Origin of the sequence: Aeromonas ichthyocola (assembly GCF_046087985.1) — a bacterium.
Lineage (GTDB): Bacteria > Pseudomonadota > Gammaproteobacteria > Enterobacterales > Aeromonadaceae > Aeromonas > Aeromonas rivipollensis.
In genome coordinates this window covers 578,644-602,382 of the sequence record NZ_JBJSWH010000001.1, presented here as the reverse complement: position 1 = coordinate 602,382, position 23,739 = coordinate 578,644, and the positions used below count along the sequence as shown (strand labels likewise).

At 63.7% G+C, this 23,739-nt stretch carries 19 protein-coding genes and 3 pseudogenes; 5 read left to right on the top strand and 17 right to left on the bottom strand.

Features of this window, described 5'->3' with window-relative positions:
* Nucleotides 1-169 precede the first annotated feature (169 nt).
* From ACF2JD_RS02740 to nifJ, 3 genes are all read left to right on the top strand, one after another.
* Nucleotides 170-421, top strand: coding sequence for a hypothetical protein (locus ACF2JD_RS02740; RefSeq protein ID WP_440986700.1), 252 nt, complete (start codon nucleotides 170-172; stop codon nucleotides 419-421).
* A 226-nt stretch (nucleotides 422-647) separates the two neighbouring features.
* On the top strand, nucleotides 648-2,294 hold the full coding sequence (locus ACF2JD_RS02735; protein ID WP_440986699.1) for an NAD(P)-binding protein: 1,647 nt from the start codon (nucleotides 648-650) through the stop codon (nucleotides 2,292-2,294).
* Nucleotides 2,291-5,866: a pyruvate:ferredoxin (flavodoxin) oxidoreductase gene (gene nifJ / locus ACF2JD_RS02730; protein WP_440986698.1), complete on the top strand. Its 3,576-nt coding sequence runs from the start codon at nucleotides 2,291-2,293 to the stop codon at nucleotides 5,864-5,866. Before ACF2JD_RS02735 ends, nifJ begins: the two co-directional genes overlap by 4 nt.
* Before the next feature lie 160 nt (nucleotides 5,867-6,026).
* Here the strand turns inward: nifJ and ACF2JD_RS02725 are convergent, their stop codons facing one another.
* The 6 genes from ACF2JD_RS02725 to ACF2JD_RS02700 all read right to left on the bottom strand — a co-directional run bounded on the left by ACF2JD_RS02725 (nucleotide 6,027) and on the right by ACF2JD_RS02700 (nucleotide 11,344).
* The gene (locus ACF2JD_RS02725) at nucleotides 6,027-6,242 is read right to left on the bottom strand and encodes a YdcH family protein (protein WP_005313020.1); all 216 of its coding nucleotides are present in this window, start codon (nucleotides 6,240-6,242) and stop codon (nucleotides 6,027-6,029) included.
* A gap of 286 nt (nucleotides 6,243-6,528) precedes the next feature.
* A complete protein-coding gene (locus ACF2JD_RS02720) occupies nucleotides 6,529-7,119 on the bottom strand; it encodes a hypothetical protein (protein WP_440986697.1) in 591 nt (196 codons plus the stop codon).
* Between the two features lie 11 nt (nucleotides 7,120-7,130).
* Nucleotides 7,131-8,477, bottom strand: a complete 1,347-nt coding sequence (locus tag ACF2JD_RS02715; RefSeq protein WP_111911229.1) for an MATE family efflux transporter — start codon at nucleotides 8,475-8,477, stop codon at nucleotides 7,131-7,133.
* 141 nt (nucleotides 8,478-8,618) lie between these two features.
* Nucleotides 8,619-10,442 carry a SulP family inorganic anion transporter gene (locus ACF2JD_RS02710; protein WP_408816793.1) on the bottom strand — a complete coding sequence of 608 codons (1,824 nt, stop codon included), beginning with the start codon at nucleotides 10,440-10,442 and terminating at the stop codon, nucleotides 8,619-8,621.
* A 70-nt stretch (nucleotides 10,443-10,512) separates the two neighbouring features.
* A complete protein-coding gene (locus ACF2JD_RS02705; RefSeq protein WP_440986696.1) occupies nucleotides 10,513-11,097 on the bottom strand; it encodes a nucleotidyltransferase family protein in 585 nt (194 codons plus the stop codon).
* Nucleotides 11,087-11,344, bottom strand: a complete 258-nt coding sequence (locus tag ACF2JD_RS02700; RefSeq protein ID WP_042650210.1) for a GNAT family N-acetyltransferase — start codon at nucleotides 11,342-11,344, stop codon at nucleotides 11,087-11,089. Before ACF2JD_RS02700 ends, ACF2JD_RS02705 begins: the two co-directional genes overlap by 11 nt.
* 145 nt (nucleotides 11,345-11,489) lie before the next feature.
* On the opposite strand from ACF2JD_RS02700, the pseudogene cysM reads away from it, so the two are divergent.
* Nucleotides 11,490-12,400 (top strand): annotated as a pseudogene (gene cysM / locus ACF2JD_RS02695) (cysteine synthase CysM).
* A 15-nt stretch (nucleotides 12,401-12,415) separates the two neighbouring features.
* Here cysM and ACF2JD_RS02690 read toward each other — a convergent pair.
* From ACF2JD_RS02690 to ACF2JD_RS02675, 4 genes and pseudogenes are all read right to left on the bottom strand, one after another.
* Nucleotides 12,416-13,600 (bottom strand): iron-containing alcohol dehydrogenase, encoded by a 1,185-nt coding sequence (locus ACF2JD_RS02690; protein WP_440986695.1) that lies wholly within the window; start codon nucleotides 13,598-13,600, stop codon nucleotides 12,416-12,418.
* A gap of 17 nt (nucleotides 13,601-13,617) precedes the next feature.
* The gene (locus ACF2JD_RS02685; protein ID WP_440986887.1) at nucleotides 13,618-14,019 is read right to left on the bottom strand and encodes a hypothetical protein; all 402 of its coding nucleotides are present in this window, start codon (nucleotides 14,017-14,019) and stop codon (nucleotides 13,618-13,620) included.
* A 98-nt stretch (nucleotides 14,020-14,117) separates the two neighbouring features.
* Nucleotides 14,118-14,692: pseudogene (locus tag ACF2JD_RS02680) on the bottom strand (TetR/AcrR family transcriptional regulator); the annotation flags it as partial.
* Between the two features lie 41 nt (nucleotides 14,693-14,733).
* Nucleotides 14,734-16,160: pseudogene (locus ACF2JD_RS02675) on the bottom strand (coniferyl aldehyde dehydrogenase).
* 212 nt (nucleotides 16,161-16,372) lie between these two features.
* Here ACF2JD_RS02675 and ACF2JD_RS02670 point away from each other — a divergent pair.
* The gene (locus tag ACF2JD_RS02670; protein ID WP_163148587.1) at nucleotides 16,373-16,666 is read left to right on the top strand and encodes a hypothetical protein; all 294 of its coding nucleotides are present in this window, start codon (nucleotides 16,373-16,375) and stop codon (nucleotides 16,664-16,666) included.
* A gap of 63 nt (nucleotides 16,667-16,729) precedes the next feature.
* Here the strand turns inward: ACF2JD_RS02670 and ACF2JD_RS02665 are convergent, their stop codons facing one another.
* From ACF2JD_RS02665 to cmoA, 7 genes are all read right to left on the bottom strand, one after another.
* On the bottom strand, nucleotides 16,730-17,179 hold the full coding sequence (locus ACF2JD_RS02665) for a C40 family peptidase (protein ID WP_106887397.1): 450 nt from the start codon (nucleotides 17,177-17,179) through the stop codon (nucleotides 16,730-16,732).
* Between the two features lie 117 nt (nucleotides 17,180-17,296).
* A complete protein-coding gene (locus tag ACF2JD_RS02660; protein ID WP_163148586.1) occupies nucleotides 17,297-18,211 on the bottom strand; it encodes a hydrogen peroxide-inducible genes activator in 915 nt (304 codons plus the stop codon).
* A 314-nt stretch (nucleotides 18,212-18,525) separates the two neighbouring features.
* Nucleotides 18,526-19,491, bottom strand: coding sequence for an alpha-L-glutamate ligase-like protein (locus ACF2JD_RS02655; protein ID WP_106887395.1), 966 nt, complete (start codon nucleotides 19,489-19,491; stop codon nucleotides 18,526-18,528).
* Between the two features lie 3 nt (nucleotides 19,492-19,494).
* Complete coding sequence (locus ACF2JD_RS02650; RefSeq protein ID WP_106887394.1) at nucleotides 19,495-21,033, bottom strand: inactive transglutaminase family protein; 1,539 nt, start codon at nucleotides 21,031-21,033, stop codon at nucleotides 19,495-19,497.
* Between the two features lie 3 nt (nucleotides 21,034-21,036).
* Nucleotides 21,037-21,825, bottom strand: coding sequence for an ATP-dependent zinc protease family protein (locus tag ACF2JD_RS02645; protein WP_041204232.1), 789 nt, complete (start codon nucleotides 21,823-21,825; stop codon nucleotides 21,037-21,039).
* Nucleotides 21,826-21,877: 52 nt separating this feature from the next.
* The gene (cmoB, locus tag ACF2JD_RS02640; RefSeq protein ID WP_162627272.1) at nucleotides 21,878-22,855 is read right to left on the bottom strand and encodes a tRNA 5-methoxyuridine(34)/uridine 5-oxyacetic acid(34) synthase CmoB; all 978 of its coding nucleotides are present in this window, start codon (nucleotides 22,853-22,855) and stop codon (nucleotides 21,878-21,880) included.
* Entirely contained in the window at nucleotides 22,852-23,592 is a 741-nt protein-coding gene (cmoA, locus tag ACF2JD_RS02635) for a carboxy-S-adenosyl-L-methionine synthase CmoA (protein ID WP_168235489.1), read from the bottom strand. Before cmoA ends, cmoB begins: the two co-directional genes overlap by 4 nt.
* Between the last annotated feature and the right edge of the window lie 147 nt (nucleotides 23,593-23,739).

Below are 23,739 nucleotides of genomic sequence, written 5' to 3'. Positions count from 1 at the left end.
GCGTTTTCTGCCCTGGAAGCGTGCCTTTCGCTTGTCGGAGGAGGGGGTGGTGGATGGCACAGTCCACTGGTATGAGTCGGCGAGCGGCGCAAAACCCATCTCTACAGCGATCCCATCCTGAGCGAAACCTATGTCTGGTTCCGGATCCTGGAATGGCACGGCTATCAGGATGCTCTGGATCGCAAGTGGCTGCGGTCAGTGGCTATACCTACAATGCAGATTTTTTTGCAGCCATCGCGCAGGTGCCGCTGCGTTCACCCGGCTGCGCCAGAGCTTTGATCTGCTGCTCTCCGGCCGCGCCGACCTGACGCTGGAGAACGGTGACTACTACTCCCTGCGTCAGACGGCCAGCAAGATGTTCAAAACCCGTGATGAAGGTCGAAGGTCACCTGCTGATCAGCCGCAAGCGTGCCAACGCTGACGAGCTGATAAAGTGCAACATTTACTTGATCCGTTCTGGTCTCTATGAACCATAAAGTGCAACATTTTCCGTATTCGCTAATCAGTACAAAAAGCGGCCATTATCGACTTAGCTTCCAGTTTCTGACGCTTTCGCTTCTTCCCTCTCCGGCCACCGTCTGCCCAGGCTACACGGTATCAAGTGCATTCGGAGCGGGCCTGTTACCCAACAAAGAAGAAAGCAATGTATGAGCAAACAACTGGATATGACCCCACAGCCGGATCTCTCCCAGAAAACGGGAACGGGCCCGGTCCGCACCCGGCTGCCCGTCTGGCAACCGGCCCTGCCACCCTGCAATCACGCCTGTCCGGCCGGTGAGAATATCCAGGCCTGGCTTGCCCTGGCCGAAGCGGGCCGCTTCGAGGCGGCCTGGCAGCGACTCATCGAAGAGAATCCCTTGCCTGCCGTCCATGGCCGGGTCTGCTATCACCCCTGCGAGAGCGCCTGCAACCGTGCCCAGGTGGATGATGCCGTCTCCATCCACGCCATCGAACGCTTCCTCGGTGACGAGGCGCTGATCCATGGCTGGCTGCCTGCGCCGCCAGCGCCCACCAGTGGCAAGAAGGTGCTGATCGTCGGCGCCGGTCCCTCCGGTCTCTCCTGCGCCTGGCACCTCAACCGGCTCGGCCATCGGGTGGAGATCCGCGAGGCGGGGCCGCTGGCGGGCGGCATGCTGCGCTTTGGCATTCCCGCTTACCGCTTGCCCCGCGATGTGCTGGACAGGGAAGTGGCCCGCATCTTGGCCGCTGGTGTGACGCTGACCCTCAACCACAAGGTGGAAGACGTGCTCAAGGAGCGCGATCAAGGGGGCTTTGACGCCGTCTTTATGGCCATAGGCGCCCATCTGGCCAAGCGTGTCGATATTCCGGCCCGGGAAGCGGGCAAGATCCTCGATGCCGTGAGTTTCCTCGAGCAGGCCAGTCTTGCCGAAGAGCAGGGACTGCCGCCCCCCAGACTGGGGCGGCGGGTGGCGATTTATGGTGGTGGTAATACCGCCATGGACGCGGCCCGCACCGCCCGCCGACTCGGGGTTGAAGAGGCGATGATCATCTACCGCCGCGACCGGGATCATATGCCCGCCCACGCCTTCGAAGCCCTTGAGGCCGAGGAGGAGGGGATCAAGATCAACTGGCTGCGCAGCATCCGCCAGCTCGACAACACCAGCATCGAAGTGGAGGTGATGGCGCTGGATACCGAGGGCAAGCCTGTGCCCACCGGCCAGTTTGAAACCCTGGAGGCTGACTCTCTCATTCTGGCCCTCGGTCAGGAGGTGGATCTCTCGGTGCTGGAGAGCATTCCCGGCGTGCGGATCAACAAGGAGGGGGTGGTGCAGGTGGCGGGCAACCTGATGACGGACGTGCCGGGCCTCTTTGCCGGCGGTGACATGGTGCCCTCGGAGCGCACAGTCACCATAGCCACCGGCCACGGCAAGAAGGCGGCGCGCCATATGGATGCCTGGCTGCGTGGTCGCCACTACCACAAACCGCTCTCCTATCCGCTGGTGGGGCCAGAGCAGCTGCAACTCTGGTTCCAGACCCACGCGCCTGCCAGCAGTCAGCCGGTCAAACCGGCGTGGGCGCGGGACGATTTTGGCGAGATCATCGGCGGGCTGGATGAGGTGGCCGCCCGTTACGAGGCGGCGCGCTGCTACTCCTGCGGCAACTGCTTCGAGTGCGACGGCTGCTACGGCAGCTGCCCCGAGCAGGCCATCGCCAAGCTGGGGCCGGGCAAGGGCTATCAGGTGGATGCGGCGCGCTGCACCGGCTGCGGTGCCTGTCACGACCAGTGCCCTTGTCATGCCATCGAGCTGCGCCAACCGGAGGAGTCCCAATGAAACATGAACTGATCATGGTCGATGGCAACGAAGCCGCGGCCCGGGTGGCGTACCAGCTGAGTGAAGTGTGCGCCATCTATCCCATCACCCCTAGCTCGACCATGGCCGAGCTGGCCGACGCCTGGGCGGACGAGGGGCAGACCAACCTGTGGGGCAACATCCCCACAGTGGTGGAGATGCAGAGCGAAGGGGGAGCGGCTGGTACTGTACACGGCGCCCTGCAGGCGGGGGCGCTCGCCACCACCTTCACCGCCAGTCAGGGGCTGATGTTGATGCTGCCCAACATGTACAAGATCGCCGGGGAGTTGACCGCTGCCGTGTTCCATGTGGCGGCCCGTTCGCTGGCGGCGCAGGGGCTCTCGATTTTTGGCGACCATCAGGATGTGATGGCGGCGCGCAGCACCGGCTTTGCCATGCTCGCCTCCGGCTCGGTGCAGGAGGCGCAGGACTTGGCCTTGGTCGCCCACAGCGTCACCTTGCAGTGCCGGGTGCCCTTTATCCACTTCTTCGACGGTTTTCGCACCTCCCACGAGGTGAACAAGATCACCGCCCTGCATAGGGACGAGATCCGGGCCCTCATCGACAACGACTGGGTGCGCGCTCACCGCGCCCGGGCCCTAAACCCGGATCATCCTGTGATGCGCGGCACCGCCCAGAACCCGGATACCTATTTCCAGTCCCGCGAGAGCGTCAACCCCTTCTACGAGGCGGTACCGGCCCGGGTGCAGCAGTGCATGGACAAGCTGGGATCCCTCACCGGCCGCCACTACCGGCTGGTGGAGTACCACGGCGCAACCGATGCCACCGACGTCATAGTGCTGATGGGATCGGGGGCGGCCACCGCCCGCACTACCGTGGATTGGCTCAACCGGCAGGATCGCAAGACCGGGGTCCTGGTCATTCGCCTCTATCGTCCCTTCCCGGTGCAGGCGCTGCTCGATGCCCTGCCCAGGAGTGTGCGTCGCATCGCCGTGCTGGATCGCACCAAGGAGCCGGGCGCGGGCGGCGAGCCGCTGCTGCTGGATGTACAGAGCGCCCTGATTGACGGCTTGCAGCGTGGCCTTCTCAAGCGGCTGCCCTGGCTCAGTGGCGGTCGCTATGGCCTCTCTTCCAAGGAGTTCACCCCCGCCATGTGCGCGGCCGTGTTTGAGGAGCTGGCATCCGATGCACCGCGCCCGCGCTTTACCGTGGGGATTGTCGATGACGTCTCGGGCCTCAGTCTGGCCTGGCACCCCATCGGCGATCTGGAGCCTCCTAGCCGGGTGCGGGCACTCTTCTTTGGCCTGGGTGCCGATGGTACGGTCGGCGCCAACAAGAACAGCATCAAGATCATCGGCGAGCTGGAGGGCTTCCACGCCCAGGGCTACTTCGTCTACGACTCCAAGAAGTCGGGCTCGCGCACCGTCTCCCACCTGCGTTTTGGCCCCGAGCCCATAGACGCGCCCTGGCTTATCGAGCAGGCGAGCTTTATCGGCTGCCACCAGTGGGGCTTTGTCGAATCAGTGGACCTGCTGGAGCACGCTGCAGAAGGGGCGACCCTGCTGCTCAATGCCCCCTATGAGGCTGACAAGGTGTGGGGCCGGCTGCCCGAGCGGCTGCGTGCCCGCATCCGCGCCCTCAATATCCAGCTCTACTGCATCGACGGGGATCGGGTGGCCGAGCAGAACGGCATGGGTAATCGCATCAACACCATAATGCAGACCTGCTTCTTCGCCCTGGCCGGGGTCTTGCCGCGGGACGAGGCGATTGCGCTGATCAAGGAGAGCATAGAGAAGAGCTATGCCCGCAAGGGGCCCGAAGTGGTCGAGCGCAACTTCGCGGCGGTGGACGATACCCTGGCTCACCTCTGCAAGGTGGCGATCCCGGCCGGTGATGAGCAGATCAGCGACTATCCGCTGCCACTGGCACCGGGTGGCAGCGAGTTCGTCCAGCGGGTCACAGGCGAGATGCTGGCAGGGCGCGGCGATCTCATTCCCGTCTCCATGTTGCCGGTGGACGGCACTTACCCCACAGCCACCAGCCGCTTCGAGAAGCGGGATATCGCCCGCGAGATCCCTATCTGGCACTCCGATATCTGCATCCAGTGCGGCAACTGCGTCTTTGTCTGCCCCCACGCGGCGCTGCGAGCCAAGTTCTACCATCAGGACTGGCTGGCGACCGCCCCCGAGGCGGCGCAGTCGGTGCCCGTCACCGCCAGGGGCTTCCCCGACAGCCGCTACACATTGCAGCTCTATCCGGAGGATTGCACCGGCTGCGGCCAGTGCGTGCAGGCCTGTCCGGTGCGGGTCGAGGCTGATGAGGAACATGAAGGCACGCGTGCCATCACCATGCTGGACAAGACGCCGCATCTGACTGGCCAGAAACAGGCGCTGCGCTGGTTCGAAAGCCTGCCCTGGCCTGCCCGCGAGCGGGTGGACTTCTCCACCGTGCGCGGTGCCCAGTTCCTCGAACCGCTGTTCGAGTTCTCCGGTGCTTGCGCCGGTTGTGGCGAGACCCCTTATCTCAAGCTGCTGACCCAGCTGTTTGGCGATCGCATGCTGGTGGCCAATGCCACCGGTTGCTCCTCCATCTATGGCGGCAACCTGCCGACCACGCCGTGGGCCAAGAACGCGGAAGGGAAGGGGCCCGCCTGGTCCAACTCCCTGTTTGAGGACAACGCCGAGTTCGGCTTTGGTTTTCGTCTCACCGCCGATCAGCATCATGGTCAGGCGGTGGCCGCCCTCAAGGCGATGAAGGGGGAGCTGGGGGAGGCGCTGGTCGAGTCGCTTATCAAGGCCCCGCAGCGGCTGGAGTCGGAGATCCGAGCGCAACGCAATCGGGTCGCGCAGATGCGGGAGCGGCTGGAAGAGGTGAAATCCGGCAAGGCTCGCGAGCTGTTGTCACTCATCGATCAGCTGGTGCGCCGCTCGGTCTGGATCGTCGGCGGCGACGGCTGGGCCTATGACATCGGCTCGGCGGGGCTCGATCATGTGCTCGCCTCCGGGCGCGATGTGAACGTGCTGGTGATGGATACCGAGGTCTACTCCAACACCGGCGGCCAGATGTCGAAATCGACCCCGCTCGGTGCCGTCGCCAAGTTCGCGGCGGGGGGCAAGACGCTGGCCAAGAAGGATGTGGCGTTGCAGGCCATCTCCTACGGCAACGTCTATGTGGCCCGCATCGCCTTTGGTGCCAACCCGCAGCAGACGCTGCAGGCCTTGCGCGAGGCGGAGGCCTATCCGGGCCCGTCGCTTATCATCGCCTACAGCCACTGCATCGCCCACGGCATCGACATGGAGTTGGGGTTGGCCCAACAGAAGCGGGCGGTGGATTCGGGCCATTGGCCACTGCTGCGCTACAACCCTGTATTGCGCAGCGCGGGGCAGAACCCCTTCAGCCTCGACAGCCTGCGCCCCTCCATTCCCCTCGCCGAGTACAGGGCGGAGGAGACCCGCTACCGGGTGCTGGCCCAGAGTCATCCTGAAGAAGCCGAGCGGCTGATGCAGGTGGCGCAGCAGGTGGTCTGGCAGAGGTGGGCCACCTACGAGGAGATGGCCACCCGCGAGGCCAGCCAGTTCCATCCGCCGGTGTGAGAGGGGACTAAATCGGTATAACGAAGCGGGCCAGCGGCCCGCTTCTTTGCTTCCGATGTCAAAGGGGAGTGGCTCCGCGCCGCCATGAGCGACCAATAAAAAGCCCGGCTTTAAGCCGGGCTGGGGGATAAGTTGCTTATCCGGGTATTCGTCGAGGCGTCTAGTGTGGATGTTGTTTGAGGATGTCGTATATCTCCTCTTTCAGTTTAAGTTTCTGTTTTTTCAGATCCTTCACCTCGGAGCTGTAATCGCTGGCGTGATGTTTTTCCAGCTTCCTGATCTCCGCATCCAGGTCGTTGTGCAAGTCAAACTTCTTTTGGAAATGGACATCACTGCTCTTCAGTTTCGAGATGAGATCTCTGTACTCAGGGAACATGTAATGAAGCCTCCTTGGTGTCGTTTGATTGTGCCTTGACCTTCAAACTACCCCTTCCCCCGGGAGATAAATGTGATCCCGATCCAATTTGGGGCAACGGATTTGCTGCATCTGGCGGATGATTTTTAACTGATTGAATCACAAGCAGATAAGTGATTTATGAGGCGGGCAGAGAGGAGGGAACTGGGAGCTTGTTCACAGTTGTGGCCCTTTGATGACGGCAGGCGTGCGCCAGGCGGGCAGCAAGAAGGGGCGCAAGGCCCCTTCTTCAAAAGCAGTGCCGTCTTTACTCTTTTTTCTTTTTCTTCTCGGGCAGGGGCTGACCGCTTCGGGCAATCACCTTGCCTACCTCGAAGCCTATCTGGGCCGCCAGTTCTTCCAGATCCGGGGACTTGGCCTCGTTGCCGATGGCGTACTGGTAGTTGGCTATGGTGATCTTCTCGGCCACCGGGGTGCCCGGCACTATGGGCTCACGCCAGCCCTGGCCCACATGGGCCACCAGGGTGCCGTTCATGATGAGCTCGCCGACTATCTCCTGGGTGGGGATGCCCTTGCCGTAGGTCAGGCCCTGGGGGTGTTTCTTGCCCACCAGGGGTTCGGTGCTTGCGGGCACCAGCTTGGTGCGGATCAGCCACTTGGGATCCTTGTGCTTGCCCACCGCCTTGCCGGTCTGGTACTCGTTGATCTTGATGGTCTTGATCATCTGGGCCATGAAGTCCTTGGTCAGGGCCTTCTGCGCCTCGCTGGTCTGGTCGATGACGATGGGGGCCACGTACCAGGTCTGGGGGGCTTGCGCCTTGGGGGCCGCCGGGGCGGTTTGTGCCATGGCGAGCGGGCTGAGCAGGATGGCCGCCAACAAGAGTCCGATTTTCTTCATTGTGATTCCGCTTATGTTTCGACAAGAATTTTGTTTTGCCAGCGACGACTGCGCCAGCGCCAGAACATGGCCAGACCGCGTACCCACTCGTCGCAGGCCAGCGCCAACCAGATGCCTACCAGGCCATAGCCCTGCATGATACCAAGGAAATAGGCCAGGGGAACGGCAATGCCCCACATGGAGACGAGCGCCATGTAGAGCGGGAAACGGGCATCCCCGGTGGCACGCAGGGCGTTGATCACCACCAGGTTGAAGGTGCGGCCGGGTTCGAGGATGAGGCTGATGAGGAAGAGCTGCGCCACCTGGGTGATGATGTCGGGGTCGTCGGTGAACAGGCTGATGATGGCGCGTCCGTTCAGGGCCGCGGCTATGGCAATCAGGCTGGTGACGATGAGGCCGAGCTTGAGGCTCTTGATGAGCTGGCGATAGGCCTGCTCGAAGCGACGGGCCCCCGCCAGGTGGCCGATGATGATCTCGTTGCCAAGGCCGATGGAGAGGCCGAACAGCAGGATGAACAGGCAGATCTGGAAGAAGTAGGACTGGGTCGCCAGCGCCTTGTCGCCGAGCAGGCCGACGAAGGCGGTCACCACCATGAACTGCAGCATCCAGGAGAGGTTTTCCCCCGCCGCCGGCAGGCCTATGTGCAGCACCTTGTCCAGCATGACCTTGCTTGGCCGAAGGATCTCCGGCAGCCGCAGCCGTATGCCGGTCTTGCGCGCCACCAGCCACACCAGCAGCACCACGCCGACGATGCGCCCCACTACTGTGCTGATGGCGACCCCGGCGACCCCGAGCTGGGGCAGGCCGAACCAGCCATAGAGCAGCAGCAGGTTGCCGACGAAGGTGATGAGGTTGACGATCAGGGTCACGTACATGGCCTGACGGGTGTGGCCGTGGGCGCGCAGGGTGGCGGCCAGGCAGAGCGCCGCCGCCTCCGGCAGCAGGCAGAGGCCGATGATCTGCAGATAAAGGGTGGCATCCCCCATCAGGTGGGCGGGCAGGTTCATCAGCGCCAGCATGGTGCTGGCACCGGCCATGACCCCAACCGCGGCCACCAGCCCCACCAGCAGGTTGAAGCCGATGGCGGTGTGGATGACCACGCGCGCCTTCTCCCTATCCCCTGCCCCCAGATACTGGGTGATCACCACGCTGGTGCCTATGCTGACGAAGCTGAACAAGGTGATGGCGAGATCGAACACCTGGTTGCCGACCGCCAGTGCCGCCACCCCCTGATAGGAGACGTGGCCCACCATGAAGGTGTTGAGGGCCCCGGTCAGGAAGTGCAGGGCGAGATCGATGAACAGTGGCCAGGTCAGGGCGAACAGGGTGCCCGGGCCCGCGTGGGATTGAGTCTGCATGGGATGTCCAAATACTGGGGATGGCCCTCGTCAGCGCCATCTGGACGGGCATTTAACACCAAGCGGGTGCGGGGTGCAATCCTGCCCTGAGCAAAGAGGGTGCTGGCCCGGCACCCTCTCCAGTCTGGTGGCGCGCCGCCGTCAGACCGGGGTGGCGCCCGCTTCCTGCTCGCAGGGCCGGGTGAGGCGCGCCGAGTCCGGCAGCGTCTCATCCTGAGGCCAGCGGGAGAGCAGGGTATCAGTGGTGCTCTCCACTACCTCGTCATCCTTGAACACAGGCTCCCGGTAGCAGCGGGTCAGGCGCAGGGCCTGATACATGTCGGGACTGAGGATGACCCCCTCGTCCCCGATCCTGATCCCCGCCTGCTTGAGCCACTGGGTCATCTGGCCGTGACGACCCGCCATCACCATGTGGATGCCACGGCGCCTGAGCTCCTTGTGCAGCTCTCCCACCATGCTCATCACGCTGATGTCCTGGTGGGTGAAGCAGGCCACAGCGTCCACGATGAGGCACTTGGGATTGTGGGGATCCTGCACCAGCAGCGCCAGCACCCGCCGCTTGAAGTAGGGGGCGTTGAAGTAGGTCAGCGGCGAGTTGAAGCGATAGACCAGGATGCCGGGGATGGCCTTGGCCTGCTCGTTGTCCCCCAGGGTGCGCACCACCCCTTCATCGTCCATGCCGAGCAGCTGATCGGTGGGGCGCATCACGTTGCGCAGGAACTGGAACAGCCCCAGCAAGACGGCGAGGGTGATCCCCGGGATCACCCCCATGGTGAGCACGCTGATAAAGGTGATGAGGGCCAGCCAGAAGGCGGCGCGGTCCGAGTCGCGCAGGGCCCAGAGACCGCGAAAATCGGTGAGCGACAGGGAGGCCATCACCAGCACTACTCCTAGGGCGGCGGTGGGAATGAATTGCAGCGGCGCCGTCAGGTAGAAGGTGATGAGGGCGATCACAGCCGCGGCTATGATGGAGACCAGCTGGCTCTTGCCGCCGTTGGCGTCGTTGACCGCGGTGCGTGAATCCGCGCCGCTGATGGCAAAGCCCTGGGAGACAGCCGAGGCGAGGTTTGCCATGCCAAGGGCCCTGAACTCCTTGTCCGCATCGATTTCGTAGCCGTTCTTGGCGGCGAAGCTGCGGGCGGTGAGCATCATGGAGACGAAGCTCACCATGGCGAGGTTGAGCGCCGGCAGCACCAGCTCGCGCATCAGGCCGGGGGGGAACTCCGGCATCTGGAAGGCGGGCAGGCCCGAGCCCACGGCACCCAGGGTGGCGATATCGAACTGGCCGAGATTGAGGGCCCACACCAGGGCCGCCGTCACCACCATGGCCACCATGGAGGAGGGCCAGGATGGCCTGTAGCGTTTGGCCAGCAGCAGGGTGAGCAGGGCGGTCAGGCTCATGACCAGGGTCGGCAGATGGGTCTGGGTAAGGTAGTCGGTGCCATTCAAGATCCGCTCGATGAGATAGCGCTCGCTGAAGGTGAAGCCGAAGATCTTGGAGAGCTGGCTCACCATTATGGTGATGGCCACACCATTGAGCAGGCCCATCAGTATGGGGCGGGAGAGAAAGTCCGCCAGCACCCCCAGCTTGAAGCGGCTGGCGATCAGGCACCAGAAGCCGGTCATGGCGGTCATGGTCATCACCAGTTGCCACTGGCGGGTGGGGTCCCCGGCGGCGAGCGGTGTCACCACGGCGGCAATGACGGCGCAGGTGGCGGCATCCGGGCCGACGATGAGCTGGCGGGAGGTGCCAAAGAGGGCATAGACCACCATGGGCAGTATGCAGGAGTAGAGGCCGACGATGGCGCCCACCCCGGCGAGCTCCGCATAGGCGATGGCCACGGGCAAGGCCACGGCCGCCACCGAGAGGCCAGCGCGAAGATCCGGCATCAGCCAGGCCCGCTGATATTGCAGCAGGGCGGCGAGGCCCGGCAGCCAGCGTTCGAGAGAGAAGAAGTCGCGCATTATTTAACCCATTGAGTTATAAACAGCTTTTCCTTAGTGTGCCCAAGGTTGCCGAAACATTGCAATCCGGTTATGGCCAGTTCACCACCAGATCAGGCCAGATGCGCTGCCACTGTTTGTCCCTGATCCTGTCGATGAAGATCCGGCTCTCCTGTCGGCAGCGCGGATTGGCACTCACCTGCAGCGACCAGTTGTGGCCAAAGCCATGGGGCGCCAGCCACTCGAACTCATCGTTGGCCAGCAGCCTGACCCCGATGCAGGTGGGGACCTCCACCCAGTGACTGAGCGCTTCCAGCGAGCTGGCGAAGGGGGGGACCTGCTGGTGCACATGCATGCGCGCCTGATTGCGCACCTCCCAATGCAGGCCCGGCACCCTGACAGCGAGCCAGGCTTCGTACTCCCGTTCGTCCGCACCTTCCGGGTCGCCTGGATCCAGATAGATGAGATCTATGTCGTTGAGGGGAGTGGGCTCGGCTTTCTGGTGCAGGTGATCCCAGATGAGGTTGCGCACAAAGCCCGCCCCCAGCGCCCAGTCCGGCAGGGCCAGCTCCCGCGCTGCCCAGAGGCAGGCCATTCGCAGGGGATCGGCTCGCAGCAGGGCCTCGGTGTGGGCTTGCAGCAGTGCCTCCCGGGCCGCGTGTGCCTCAACCCCCATGGCGGCGCAGCCAGACGTCTATGTAGCTGCAGCTCGGCACTATGGTGAGCCCCTCTGCTCGGGCCCAGTCGTAGAAGCTGCGCGCCAGTTTGTCGGCAATGCCCTGTCCCCTCAGCTCGGACGGCACCTGGGTGCTGCAGGCATCGACAGTGCCCGCATCCAGCCAGCGGTAGCTGAGGCGAGAGGTCTTGCCGTCCACCACGCAGATGAACTGCTGCTGGTCGGCCTGATGAAGAATGTCGCTCATGGAGGCTCCTCAAAGGGGGGGAAGGGGTATCAGAGCATGCTGGCCGGACTTTGCCAACAGTGCTCTTTGCGGGCCGAGGAGGCTCGCTTACACTGACCGGCCTGCGAGCGGCTCGTCAGGCAAGGTATAGAACAGTTAGCAGAGGATGGATCCCGTTATGGCCTTCGCCACCCTGGAAGATCTGATTGGCAATACCCCGTTGCTGCGCCTGCGCCGCATCAACCCCTATCCCGACGTGACCCTGCTGGTGAAGCTGGAGGGCAACAACCCCGCCGGCTCGGTCAAGGACAGGCCGGCCCTGAACCTCATCCGGGCGGCGGAGGCGAGTGGTCACTTAGGGCCAGGCGCGCGGCTTATCGAGGCCACCTCGGGCAATACCGGCATAGCGCTGGCCATGGTGGCGGCGGCCCGGGGGTACAGGATGCGCCTCATCATGCCGAGCAACATGAGCCAGGAGCGGCGCGATGCCATGCAGGCCTATGGCGCCGAGCTGGTGCAGGTGGAAAACGGCATGGAGGGGGCGCGAGACCTCGCCCTCGCCATGCAGGCGCGCGGCGAGGGGCTGGTGCTCGATCAGTTCAACAACCCGGCCAACCCGGATGCCCACTACCTCTCCACCGGTCCCGAGATCTGGCGCCAGAGCGAGGGGGCAATCACTCACTTCGTCTCGGCCATGGGCACCACGGGCACCATAATGGGGGTCTCCCGCTACCTCAAGGAGCAGAACCCGGCGGTGCAGGTGATTGGCCTGCAACCGGCAGAGGGGAGCCAGATCCCGGGCATTCGCCGCTGGCCCGCCGCCTATATGCCCGCCATCTTCGAGCCACAAAGGGTCGATCGGGTGCTGGATGTGACCCAGACCCAGGAGGAGGCGCTCGCCACCATGCGCCAGCTGGCGCGGGAAGAGGGGATCTGCTGCGGGGTCAGCTCTCGGGGGGCGCCGTGGCCGGTGCCCTGCGGGTGGCGGCCGAGCTGAGCCAAGGGGTGGTGGTGGCCATCATCTGCGATCGGGGGGATCGCTATCTCTCCACCGGGGTCTTCACTCCGCCCTTCTGATACTGCGCCCCGGGGTCATTCCCATACCTGCTCCAGCAGTGCCAGTAGCTGTTCCCTGTCCGCATCCTTGCGGTTGTAGAGCAGGGCACCGTCGTTGATGGCGAGATCCCGGATATCCTTGAGCACGGCTCTGTCCGTCACCCCGGCCTCCGCCAGGGTGCGCGGCAGCCCCACCGACTGCCAGAGACTGTCCCTCAGGGCGCAGAGTGCATCCAGGGCCGCCTGGGGGCGCAGGGCCTGTGGGGTGGCCGCGAAGCGCTCCGGCCCCGCCAGCGGCAGCAGCAGGCGGGCCAGCTCGGTGTCTATCTGCGGCCTGTTGTAGTCGAGCACCGTGGGCAGGAAGAGGTTCATGCACAGGCCGTGGGGCAGGTGGCAGCGGGCCCCCAGGCTGTGGCCGAGGGCGTGCACCAGCCCCACCATGGAGTTGGAAAAGGCCATGCCCGCCAGGGTGGAGCCCTCCGCCAGTTGCAGCCGCAGGGCCTTGTCTTCTGGGGCCAGCAGCACCTTGGGCAGGGCATCGGCTATCTTCTCCACCGCCATCAGGGCCAGGGCATCGCTGACCGGGTTCTTGCCGTTGCCGATGAAGGCCTCGATGGCGTGGGTCATGGCGTCCATGGCGGTGGCGGCGGTGATGGGCAGCGGCAGCCCCTGGGTGAGGCGCGGGTCCAGCACCGCCAGCTGGGGCAGCAGGAAGGGGGAGGTGAAGGGCACCTTGCGTCCGCTCCCCTCGTCCCGGATCACCGCCACCAGTGTCACCTCGGAGCCGGTGCCCGCGGTGGTCGGCACCACCGCCAGCGGCTTGAGGGGCCGGGTCAGGCAACCTGCCCCCGCGTGATCCAGCAGCCGCTCCCCGCCCAGGGTGACCAGGATGTTGACCGCCTTGGCGGTATCGATGACGGAGCCACCCCCCAGGGCCACCAGGCTGTCACAGCCCAGCTCCCGCCAGCGGGCGGCGATGCGCTCCACCACTGCGGTGGAGGAGTCGGCGGGGATCTGGTCCCAGATGGCGGCCACCGGCAGGCCCCCCTCCGCCAGCACATTGGCCAGCAGGGTGGCGAGCCCGCTGCCGCCGACCCCCTTGTCGGTGAGCAGCAGCGGACGGCGTGCCCCCAGTGCCATCAGCTCGTCCGGAAGTTGCTCCAGTGCCTGCTCCCCCGCCATCAACCTGACCGGGCAGAAGAAATCGTAATAACGGCTCATGGTGTTCATCCTTCTCTTCAACCGGTCAGCAGACCCAGGTAGATGTGGCAGGCTCGCGTCAGCTTGTGGCGCGGGCTAGGGTAGTGGCGCAGCAGGGGCCGCGCGATAAAGGCGGGCAGGATCAGGGCTTGCAGCTGCTCCAGCGCCCGCACCAGGTGCATGGCCGCACTGAGATCCCCCTCCACCAGCAGTCGGTTCTCGCAGAAGGCCTGATTGATGCCGAGGCGAAAGCTGAGGGCGCGAAAGGCGATGGCGGGGTGCTTGAAGCAGACGCGCAGCGGATGGATGGTGGCATGGGGGGCGACAGGCGCACCGCCAGCGCCCGGCCCTGCTTGTGCAGGGTCATTGCGTAGGCGATGCCGTGAACCTCCAGCCGAATAGCAGAGCCCCTCCGGCAACGGGGCCAGTTCCCGGCGCACCGCCTCGTCGGTGCGGGCGGCGCGGCACAGGGTGCGGCCGATGACCCAGAGCAGGCTGGTGATCCAGAGGCGCCTGCCAAGGGCTGCCGCAGGGGAACAGCGTCATGAGGGCCTCCTGAGATGGCTGACCAGAAGAGGGCGAACGCACTGGCTTGCCAGTAGTCGTCCTGTCCCAGCTCCGGTTGATCGACAAACAGTGATGCGCAGGCGAGGAACTGGCCCTGACACACCTCCAGCAACAGTGGCGCGGGAGCCTGCATCAGCTCGCCGCTGGCCTGCCCCTTTGCCACAGGGCCAGCAGAAAGCGCAGGGCATCGTTCAGGATCTGGCTGGGGCCAGTCTGGCCAGCAGCGGGGAGTGAAAGAAGCCGAGCACGAATTTGAGCTCATTGGGATGCGCCAGCATCCATCTCATCGCCAGCTGCCAGTAGTGGCGGGTCTGGTCGTACAGCGGCAGGGTGGATCTGCTTCATGGATGGCGCTCCCCATTACCGGGTTTTCACATCCTGATAGAGGGCGAGGATCAGCGCCTCCTTGCTCGGAAAGTGGTGGAACAGAGTACCGTTGGCCACCCCGGCCGCCTTGGCGATACGGGCGGTGGCAGCCCCCTGCAGGCCATCTTCGGCGCAGAGGGCGAGGGCGGCATCCAGGATCTGGCGGCGCTTGTCGGTCATGGTTTGTGGCTACGGGATAGCCTGGTGCATGGTCATCTCCATCAGCGCAGGAAGAAGGCCATCATCAGCTGGATCCAGCTGTGGTAGGGCGGATGGATCAGGGAGCCGGTGGTGAACTTGCCGCGGGTCAGCACGGTTTTCGCCTTGGAGAAGGTAAGAAACCCTTCGTGGCCGTGGTAGTGGCCCATGCCGGAGGCGCCGATGCCGCCAAACGGCACATCGTCGGCCGCCACCTGAAACAGGCTCTCGTTGATCGCCATGCCGCCGGAGTGGGTCTCCCGGGTGACTCGCGCCTGCAACGCGGGATCGAAGCTCATCAGATAGCAGGGCCAGCGGGCGCGGGCCGCTCGCTACATAGGCGAGGGCCTCCTCCAGGGTGTCATAGGGCATGAGGGGCAGCAGCGGGCCGAAGATCTCCTGCTGCATCACCTGACACTGACCGGGCACCCCGGTCAGCAGGTGGGGCACCAGGCGGCGGCGCTGGTCATTCCGGGCCGGGCTGCCACAGGGTGGAGCTGGGCTCCCGCCTGCTTCGGCTTCATCCAGCCAGGCTGACGAGGCGCTGATACTGGCGGTCATTGATGATGGCGCCGTAGTCCGGGCTATCCAGCCCCTGCGGGTAGAGCTTGCTGAAGTGGCGGCGATAGGCGGCGATAAAGGACTGCTCCTGCCCCCGTGGCAGCAGCACATAGTCCGGGGCCACGCAGATCTGGCCGGCGTTCAGGCTCTTGCCGAAGATCATCCGCTCCACCGCCAGGGCCAGCGGCATGTCGGGGGCGATGAGGCAGGGGCTCTTGCCACCGAGCTCCAGGGTGAGGGGGGTGAGCTGGGGGGCGGCGGCGGCCATCACCAGCCTGCCCACCGCAGTGGAGCCGGTGAACAGAAGATGATCGAAGGGGAGGGTGCTGAAGGCGGCCGCGAGTCCCGCGTCTCCCTCGATGACCACCACCTCGTCATCCCCAAACACCTGGGCCAGCAGGGTGCGCAACACGGCATTGGTATGGGGGGTGAACTCGGAGAGCTTGATCATGGCTCTGTTGCCGGCGGCGATGGCGCCGATGAGGGGCCCCAGGCTCAGCATCACAGGGAAGTTCCAGGGCACCATGATGCCGATGACGCCCAGCGGCTGATAGTGCACCTCGACCCTGGCGGGGGCCAGCAGCAGGCCGGGGTGGCGCCGCGCTGGTTTCATCCAGCCCTTGAGCCGTTTCAGGCTGTAGTTGATCTGCATGACGCAGGGCAGTATGTCGGCGACCAGGCTGTCGTAGTCGCTGCGCTGGCCATAGTCCAGGGCCAGGGCGTCGCACAGGGGTTGCTTGTGGGCGAGCAGGGCGCCCTTGAGTGCGCTCAGCCGGTTGCGGCGTTGCTCCAGGCTCGGCATGGGATGGGCCTGACAGGCCTGTTTGAGGCGGTTCACCTGCTCGGGCAGGGAGAACTTGTCTGGGGACTCTGTTCGTATGGCTTCCATGGCATGCTCCGCACAAAAACTGACCGACTGATTAGTCGGTCTAAGCCTACCGGCTTGTTGCCAGCTTGTAAACATGGGCGTACCAGAGCAAGGGCGGATGAGTGGGTTCTCTGATGGAACTGTGCTCGGCCACACAGTTTGGGGGTATCCCGATTGGTGAATTATCCAATAAGAGGTAGTTTTCAATCATCAACTCAAATGGAGAGCAGCACATGACCAGGGAATTGCACAGCCTGCTGGCCCGGCTGGACGATGTGATCGAGCGCATGCCGGACAGTTTCAACACCTATGAATTTGCCCAGAAGCTGGCGCTGCAACATCAGCGCGAGTATTTCGCCGCGGGTCACTCCCTGGCGGAGCAGGACAAAAACCTGCTGCGGCTGCTCCACGAGAAGATTGCCGAGGCGCTGGCAGCAAGCGAGCGGCTGATCGAAGGGGCCCTGCTGCCCTGCGTGACCCCCTGGGGGGAGCGAGCCACCTCGCCCCGCTGGCACCGCAAGCACTGAGCCTCTGCGCGGCACATAAAGAAGAAGGCCCCTCGGGGCCTTTTTGGTGTTCGTTGGTGGCGGCTACTGGGTCAGGCGGCGGGCTTGCCAGTAGCGGCTGTTCCAGTAGACGTTGTCGAGGCGAGAGCGGATCACCCCCTTGCTGGTGGAGGCGTGAATGAACTCCCCTGCACCTGTATAGACGCCGACGTGGTACTGCTGCCAGCCGGTCTTGAAGAACACCAGATCCCCGTGCTGCAGACGGTATCTGTCCACCGGCCTGCCGAGATTGGCCTGGGATTCAGTGGTTCTGGGCAGGGTGAAGCCCAGCACCTGCTGGTAGGCAAGCTGGGTGAAGGCGGAGCAGTCGAGGCCGGCGCGATTGGTGCCGCCCATGCGATAGGGGACGCCGCGCCACTGCTGATAGAAGCCGTCGAAGGCACTGGCCTGGCGGGCAGGAGGGGGCGGCTCCGGGGTACTGGAGCAGGCGACGACAAGCAGGGCCAGCAGGGGCGGAAGCAAGGTGCGAAACATCTCAACTCCTTGATAGGGCACGGGATTCATCATAGACGATGTTCCTGCCTGGAACCTGAACAGCGATAGCATAAAAACTTGCCGAGGGCAGAGAAAGGGCCCCCGGCAAGCCAGGCGTCAGTCCGCCGCCTTGGGACTTATCAGCGGCGTGAGCAGTTCGGCAATCTTGTAGAAGGTCTGCACCCGGGTGGTGCTGGGGCGCCATACCAGGCCAATCTCGCGATAGGGCTTCTCCCCGGGCAGGGGGATGGCCACCAGATCCGAGTTGTCGAGAATGCCCGCATCTATGGCCATCTGGGGCAGGAAGGTGGTGCCAAGGCCGGCGCCCACCATCTGCACCAGGGTGTGCAGACTGGTGGCGGCGAAGGGGTTGATCTTGCTCTTGTCCCGCAGCCGGCAGGCACTCACCGCGTGCTCGGTCAGGCAGTGCTCCCGCTCCAGCAGGAAGATGCTCTGATTGGGCAGCTCCTTGTAGTCGAACGGCATGTGCAGGCCCGCCGCCATGTGGGAGGGCATCACCATGTGGAAGGGATCCAGCCCCACCGTCTTGCTGTGAAAGCCGCCTATCTCCACCGGCAGCGCCAGGATCAGCAAGTCGAGCTGCCCCTGCTCCAGCTGCTTGAGCAGATTGGTGGTGGTGTCTTCCCGCAGCAGCAGCTCCAGCTCCGGATAGGCCTTGCCGCACACCTGCAGCAGCTTGCTGAGCAGGAAGGGGGCTATGGTGGGGATGCAACCCAGGCGGACGGTGCCGTGCATGACGCCCCCCTGCTGCTGGCCGAGCTCCATCAGATCCCGGGCGTCGGAGAGCAGGTTGCGCGCCCGCGCCACTATCTCCATGCCGACCGGCGTCATGATGAAGCTCTTGTGGTCACGCTCCACCAGTTGCAGGTTCATCATGTCCTCCAGGGTCTGGATCCCGGTACTCAGGGTGGACTGGCTGACATGACAGGCCTTGGCGGCGCGATTGAAATTCTTGTGCTCGTCCAGAGCGACCAGATACTGCAGCTGTTTCAGGCTGGGCCAACGTTGCATAGGGGAAACCCGATCGATGCTATCTATTTGATTTGATTAATCTACCATCGAGAGACTGCTTTGTCGCCGAGATTAGGCGCCCTCCTGGCAGGGTCTGTGCATTGCGGGGCAAGCGGATGGGGATAAGCCCGCCATCCACCTGCCCGTCGCTACAACAACTGCCATGGGAGCTTATCCCCTTGTGCCAGCCCGTTGAAGGGGGGTTGCCATGGGATGTGACGGGGGTCGGCCTTCCCTGGCGTCTTGCGGGGCCGCCCATGGCTGGCCATAAAAAAACGCGCCTGTTGGCGCGTTTTTGCAGGAGTGAGGGCAGGCTATTCGTCGAAGATACCGAAGTGATCCTTGGCGAAGTTGACCCGCTGCTCCACGTTCATCTTGACCTGACCCAGCTTCTCTATGGTCTTGAGATTGGGCACCAGGCCGCGACCGTTGGCTATCTGGATGGCGAGACCGGGACGGGCGTTGAGCTCCAGCAGCATGGGGCCGCGGAACTTGTCGAGCACCATGTCGGTGCCGATGTAGCCCAGACCCGACATCTCGTAGCAGGAGGCGGCCAGGGTCAGCAGGGTATCCCAGTGGGGCACCTTGAGATCGTAGAGATCCAGACCGGTGTCCGGGTGGTGGCGCAGCGGGTTGCCAAACTGCACCGCCCGCAGGGCGCGACCGGTACGCAGGCACAGACCCACCCCCACGGCGCCCTGGTGCAGGTTCGCCTTGCCGTCGGAGGCGGCGGTGGAGAGGCGCATCATGGCCATCACCGGGAAGCCCTTGAAGATGATCACCCGGGCATCGGGGACCCCTTCGAAGGAGTAGCCGTCGAACACGTCATCGAAGTTGATGAGGCCTTCCACCAGCGCCACGTCGGGCTTGCCGCCCAGGGAATAGAGGCCCGCCAGTATGTTGGAGACATGGCGCTCCAGATCCTGACCGGTGGAGGCGCTGCCGTTGGGCTTGTAGAAGCTGCCTTCTTGCTGGCGCAGGATCACCAGTATCCCCTTGCCCCCCGAGCCGCGGGCCGGCTTGATGCAGAAGCCCGGCCAATCCTTGACCAGCTCGGTGATGCGGGTCACGTCGTGCTGCTCGCGTATGGTGCCGATGAGTTCAGGCACAGTCACCCCCGCATCCAGCGCTATGCGCTTGGTCTTGAGCTTGTCATCCACCAGCGGGTAGAGACGACGCGGGTTGTAGCGGCTGATGTAGGAGTGGTTGCGTTTGTTCATGCCGAGGATGCCTGCTTGGGACAGGCTCCACGGACTGGTGTATTTCTGCCAGAACCACATCTGTTACTTGTCCTTACCCGGGGTGGCACCGGACTTCATCTCATCCACCAGCGGCTTGAAGCGCTTGAGCTCGCTCAGCTTGTAGCCGGTGTAGTTACCCATCACCAGCACGGTGGCCATCAGCACCAGTTGCAGGCCGAGGAAGTTGAAGGTGAGGTGACGAATGAGCTCGTTGTCCATGGCCAGGTAGGCGATGACCGCCACCAGCAGGGAGCCGCCACCCTGACGGAACACCTCTTTCGGGCCCTCTTCTTCCCACAGGATGGACATCCGCTCAATGGTCCAGGAGAGGATGATCATCGGGAAGAAGGTGATCTTCATGCCGTCGGTCAGCCCCAGCTTGAAGGCAAAGGCCGAGAAGATGCCGATCATCGAGATCACCATGATGATGATCGCCGATATTCGGGCCACCAGCAGCAGGTTGAGCCTTGAGAGGTAGGAGCGGATCACCAGGCCGGTGCCGACGATCAGCAGGAAGCCGATGAGACCGGTGACCAGGGAAGTCTGGATGAAGGCGACCGCGATCAGCACCGGCATGAAGGTGCCCGAGGTCTTGATCCCCACCAGAACCCGCAGGAACACCACCATCAGCACGCCGATGGGGATCAACAGCAGACCCTTGAACAGGGCCTGCTCTTCCAGCGGCAGGCTGTGGATGGAGAAGTTCATCATCTCGGACTTCTCGAACTTCTGCGCCAGGGCCACGTTGACCGGTTGCTCCTGCTCGATCATCGAGAAGGTGACGCGGGAGTTGTGACCGCCGGTGACGTCCAGCAGGGCACCTGAGTTGTATTCCCACAGCAGCAGGTTGCCCGGTTGCCCCTGTTCGCCGGTTTGCGGGTTGAACAGCTTGTAGTCGGTCGGGCTGTTGAACACCTGCAGGTAGTCCACCAGTTCTTGACGACGGCGACCGTCTTCCAGGCTCAGGGCGTGTACCACGCGCGCCGGCACCTCGGCGTTGTTGAGCAGCTCGGCGATCAGGCTGGCGCGGCTCTTGTGAGACTTGAGCAGCTCGGCGTTCTGTTCCTGCTTCTCGATCTCCTTGATGATCTCGCGGGTCAGGGTGTAGCCGTCGGCGGAACGCTCCTGGGCGCGCTCGAGGATCTGCTTCATCGCGGTGGCGTAAGGCTCACTCTCGATCTGCTTCTCGATGGCGGGCGGCAGGGGGTTGGCGGCGGGCTTGGCATGGGCATCCGCCATCATGTCGACCCGGTAGTAGAGCTCCTGGCGGCCGGAGGCGCTGCGAATGGACCACTCGGCGCGGGCATCCCCGTCTTTTTCCACGAACGACAGGCCGTAGCCCGGGCTGGCGGCATTCTCGTTCATCAGGGTGAAGCCGGGCTGGGTGCCCGGAATGGCCAGGGAGGCGATCACCGGCTCGCCGGTCGCCTCGAACTCGAGCTTGGCTTCGATAGACCAGATCTGACGTTTTTCACCCGGCGTGAGGGGCACATCCAGGGCGACATGGTGATAAAACGTCATTCCCAGGCCGACAATGAACAGCAGGGCGACCAGCAGATAGAACGGCTTACGGGAAACCATGGATTATTTTACATCCTTGAGCTTGGGTTTTGGTTGGATATACTCGCGGGCCACGTCGACCACGGCGATGTCTTTCAAGAATTCACGGCCCAGCAGCACGGGGAAGGTCATGTCGCTGCGATCTTTGAGGGTAAACTCGGCCTTCTCGGTCATGTCGCCGATGCGCACTGTGAGACGCACCACGGGACGACGGTCGAGGTCGTCGGCAGAGGCCTGACGCACCCGCACGTGACGCACCAGGGGTGCCTCGATCTGGATCTTGTCGTCCATCTCCTGGTGGCTCAGGAAGAAGCGCACCCAGTTCTTGCCGTTGCGCTCGAAGATGGTGATCTCCTGGGCGCTGATGGAGGAGGTGGTGGCGCCGGTATCGACCCGTGCCTGGAAGGCATCGTTGGCGGCATCGACCCAGATCCACTCGGCTTCACCCACCAGCAGCTTGCCGTCGACCGTGTGGCCCTGGCTCGGGGCCGGGCACTTCTCGGTCGGGATGGCCATGGGTTTGGGGGGCTCGGGTGGCAGGGTAGCCAGCTTGCTGTCGACTTTCTTCACGGACTCTTTCATGTTGGTGACATCGGTGTTGAGCTGAACCAGCAGGTGCTGTTGCTGCACATACTGCTTCTGTTGCTGTTCCATGGATGTTTGCAGGCGTTGCTCGCTCAAGCTTATCTCGTTGCGAAGCTCCGCCAGCGTCAGGGTCGGGACAGGGGGCGCTTTTTCCATACTGACACACCCGCCGAGACTGAGCAGGGAGAGCAGGGTCATTCCTTTTAATTTGCTTTTCATGTCATTCATTTAACTGTGCTTCCTGGAATTGGGTCAGTGTAACTTCCACAGCCGCCATCGGCTAGTCTTTGGCCTTTCTGGCGATCAGTACGGCACGCTTGGGTGCCGGGTATCCTTCGACCGTGAGTGCGGGATCATCGGGATCCAGATAGTCACTCAGGGACTCGTTAATCATCCAGTCGGTACGACGCTGTTCGTCGGTGCTGGTCATATTCTCGTCCACTATCCGCACGTCGCTGAAGCCGCAGCGCTCGACCCAGAGTTTGAGGGCCGCGCTCGAGGGGATGAACCAGACGTTGCGCATCTTGCCGTAGCGATCGGTGGGCACCAGCACTTCCCGCTCGTCGCCATCAATCACCAGGGTCTCCAGCACCAGCTCCCCATCGTCTTTGAGCTGATTGCGCAGCTGTTCGATGTGTTCGATGGGGGACTTGCGATGATAGAGCACCCCCATGGAGAAGACGGTGTCAAAGGCACGCAGCTCCGGCAGCTCCTGGATGCCGAGCGGCAACAAGTGCGCCCGTTGATCGTTGCCGGCGAAGTGGCGAATGGCCTCGAACTGGCAGAGGAACAGGGGGCTCGGGTCTATGCCGACCGCGAGCCTGGCCCCTTCCCCCACCATGCGCCAGAGGTGGTAGCCGCTGCCGCAGCCCACATCCAGCACGTAACGACCTTCGAGGGGGCTGATGTGGGGCAGCACCCGATCCCACTTCCAGTCGGAGCGCCACTCGGTGTCGATGTGGATGCCGTGTACGGTAAAAGGCCCCTTGCGCCAGGGCATGAAGTGGCGCAGCAGGCTCTCGGTCTTCTTGCGCTCCCCCTCGTTCATGCTCTCAAGGCTGCCGATCTCGACCCGGCTTTTCAGCTCGATCTCGCCGGGGGACACCTGCGGCAGCTTGTTGAGGGCCCGGTTCCAGCGCGGCAGATCCCCGTGCAGGTTGTCGTGCTGCCAGGCGTGCAGCTGGGCAGGCAGGGTGTGCAGCCAGTGGCTCAGCCGGTTCTTGGCGATCAGTTGATAAAAGTTGGCGAAATCGATCATGGCTGGGCGTCGCTTGATTTGATGGCAATCATGGAGCCGAAGTTGAAGCACTGGAACCAGAGATCCTGATGGGTGAAACCGGCGTCTCGCAGGCGGGCGCGGTGGGTCTCCAGGCTGTCGGTGCGCATCACGTTCTCCAGCGCCGTGCGCTTCTGGCTTATCTCCAGCTCGCTGTAGCCGTTGGCCCGCTTGAAGTCCAGATGCAAGTCGATGAGCAGTTCGTTGACCTGGGCATCCTCGAAGCGGAACTTCTCGCTCAGGATCAGGATGCCACCGGGGCGCAGGCCGTCGTGGATGCGCGCGATGAGGGCGGCCCGCTTCTCGGGGGCGACGAACTGCAGGGTGAAGTTGAGCACCACCACCGAGGCGTTCTCGATGGCGATGTCGCAGATGTCCGCCTCCACCAGCTCCACCGGCACCTCGGACTTGAAGCCCGACAGGTGGGCGCGGGCGCGCTCTATCATGGGGTGGGAGAGATCCACCGCAGTGATCTGGCAGCCGGGCTGGTTGACATGGCGGCGCATCGCCTGGGTCGCCGCGCCAAGGGAGCAGCCGAGATCGTACAGGCGGCTCTGGGGCTGGGCGTAGCGGGCGGCCATCATGCCGATGGCGGAGATGATGTTGCTGTAACCCGGCACAGAGCGCTGGATCATGTCGGGGAAGACATCGACGACCTGTTCGTCAAAGCAAAAATCCCCCAATTGGGCGATGGGGGCGGCAAAAATCTGATCGTGCATGCTGGCGCAACCTGACAGCCGGTGCGCGAACCGACTGTGTGTTCAATGGAGTCGTTGGGTGACGCCCGTCCGGGTCGTCACCGGTTTACGAACGGGGTGGCTGGCCTTGAGATCCTTCGGGCCCGCCCCGTTCGCAATGGACCATCA

Coding starts and splice junctions, on each gene's coding strand:
- ACF2JD_RS02740 (WP_440986700.1), top strand. CDS start 170: ATGCTCTGGATCGCAAGTGGCTGCGGTCAGTGGCTATACCTACAATGC.
- ACF2JD_RS02735 (WP_440986699.1), top strand. CDS start 648: ATGAGCAAACAACTGGATATGACCCCACAGCCGGATCTCTCCCAGAAA.
- nifJ (WP_440986698.1), top strand. CDS start 2,291: ATGAAACATGAACTGATCATGGTCGATGGCAACGAAGCCGCGGCCCGG.
- ACF2JD_RS02725 (WP_005313020.1), bottom strand. CDS start 6,242: ATGTTCCCTGAGTACAGAGATCTCATCTCGAAACTGAAGAGCAGTGAT.
- ACF2JD_RS02720 (WP_440986697.1), bottom strand. CDS start 7,119: ATGAAGAAAATCGGACTCTTGTTGGCGGCCATCCTGCTCAGCCCGCTC.
- ACF2JD_RS02715 (WP_111911229.1), bottom strand. CDS start 8,477: ATGCAGACTCAATCCCACGCGGGCCCGGGCACCCTGTTCGCCCTGACC.
- ACF2JD_RS02710 (WP_408816793.1), bottom strand. CDS start 10,442: ATGCGCGACTTCTTCTCTCTCGAACGCTGGCTGCCGGGCCTCGCCGCC.
- ACF2JD_RS02705 (WP_440986696.1), bottom strand. CDS start 11,097: ATGGGGGTTGAGGCACACGCGGCCCGGGAGGCACTGCTGCAAGCCCAC.
- ACF2JD_RS02700 (WP_042650210.1), bottom strand. CDS start 11,344: ATGAGCGACATTCTTCATCAGGCCGACCAGCAGCAGTTCATCTGCGTG.
- ACF2JD_RS02690 (WP_440986695.1), bottom strand. CDS start 13,600: ATGAGCCGTTATTACGATTTCTTCTGCCCGGTCAGGTTGATGGCGGGG.
- ACF2JD_RS02670 (WP_163148587.1), top strand. CDS start 16,373: ATGACCAGGGAATTGCACAGCCTGCTGGCCCGGCTGGACGATGTGATC.
- ACF2JD_RS02665 (WP_106887397.1), bottom strand. CDS start 17,179: ATGTTTCGCACCTTGCTTCCGCCCCTGCTGGCCCTGCTTGTCGTCGCC.
- ACF2JD_RS02660 (WP_163148586.1), bottom strand. CDS start 18,211: ATGCAACGTTGGCCCAGCCTGAAACAGCTGCAGTATCTGGTCGCTCTG.
- ACF2JD_RS02655 (WP_106887395.1), bottom strand. CDS start 19,491: ATGTGGTTCTGGCAGAAATACACCAGTCCGTGGAGCCTGTCCCAAGCA.
- ACF2JD_RS02650 (WP_106887394.1), bottom strand. CDS start 21,033: ATGGTTTCCCGTAAGCCGTTCTATCTGCTGGTCGCCCTGCTGTTCATT.
- ACF2JD_RS02645 (WP_041204232.1), bottom strand. CDS start 21,825: ATGAATGACATGAAAAGCAAATTAAAAGGAATGACCCTGCTCTCCCTG.
- cmoB (WP_162627272.1), bottom strand. CDS start 22,855: ATGATCGATTTCGCCAACTTTTATCAACTGATCGCCAAGAACCGGCTG.
- cmoA (WP_168235489.1), bottom strand. CDS start 23,592: ATGCACGATCAGATTTTTGCCGCCCCCATCGCCCAATTGGGGGATTTT.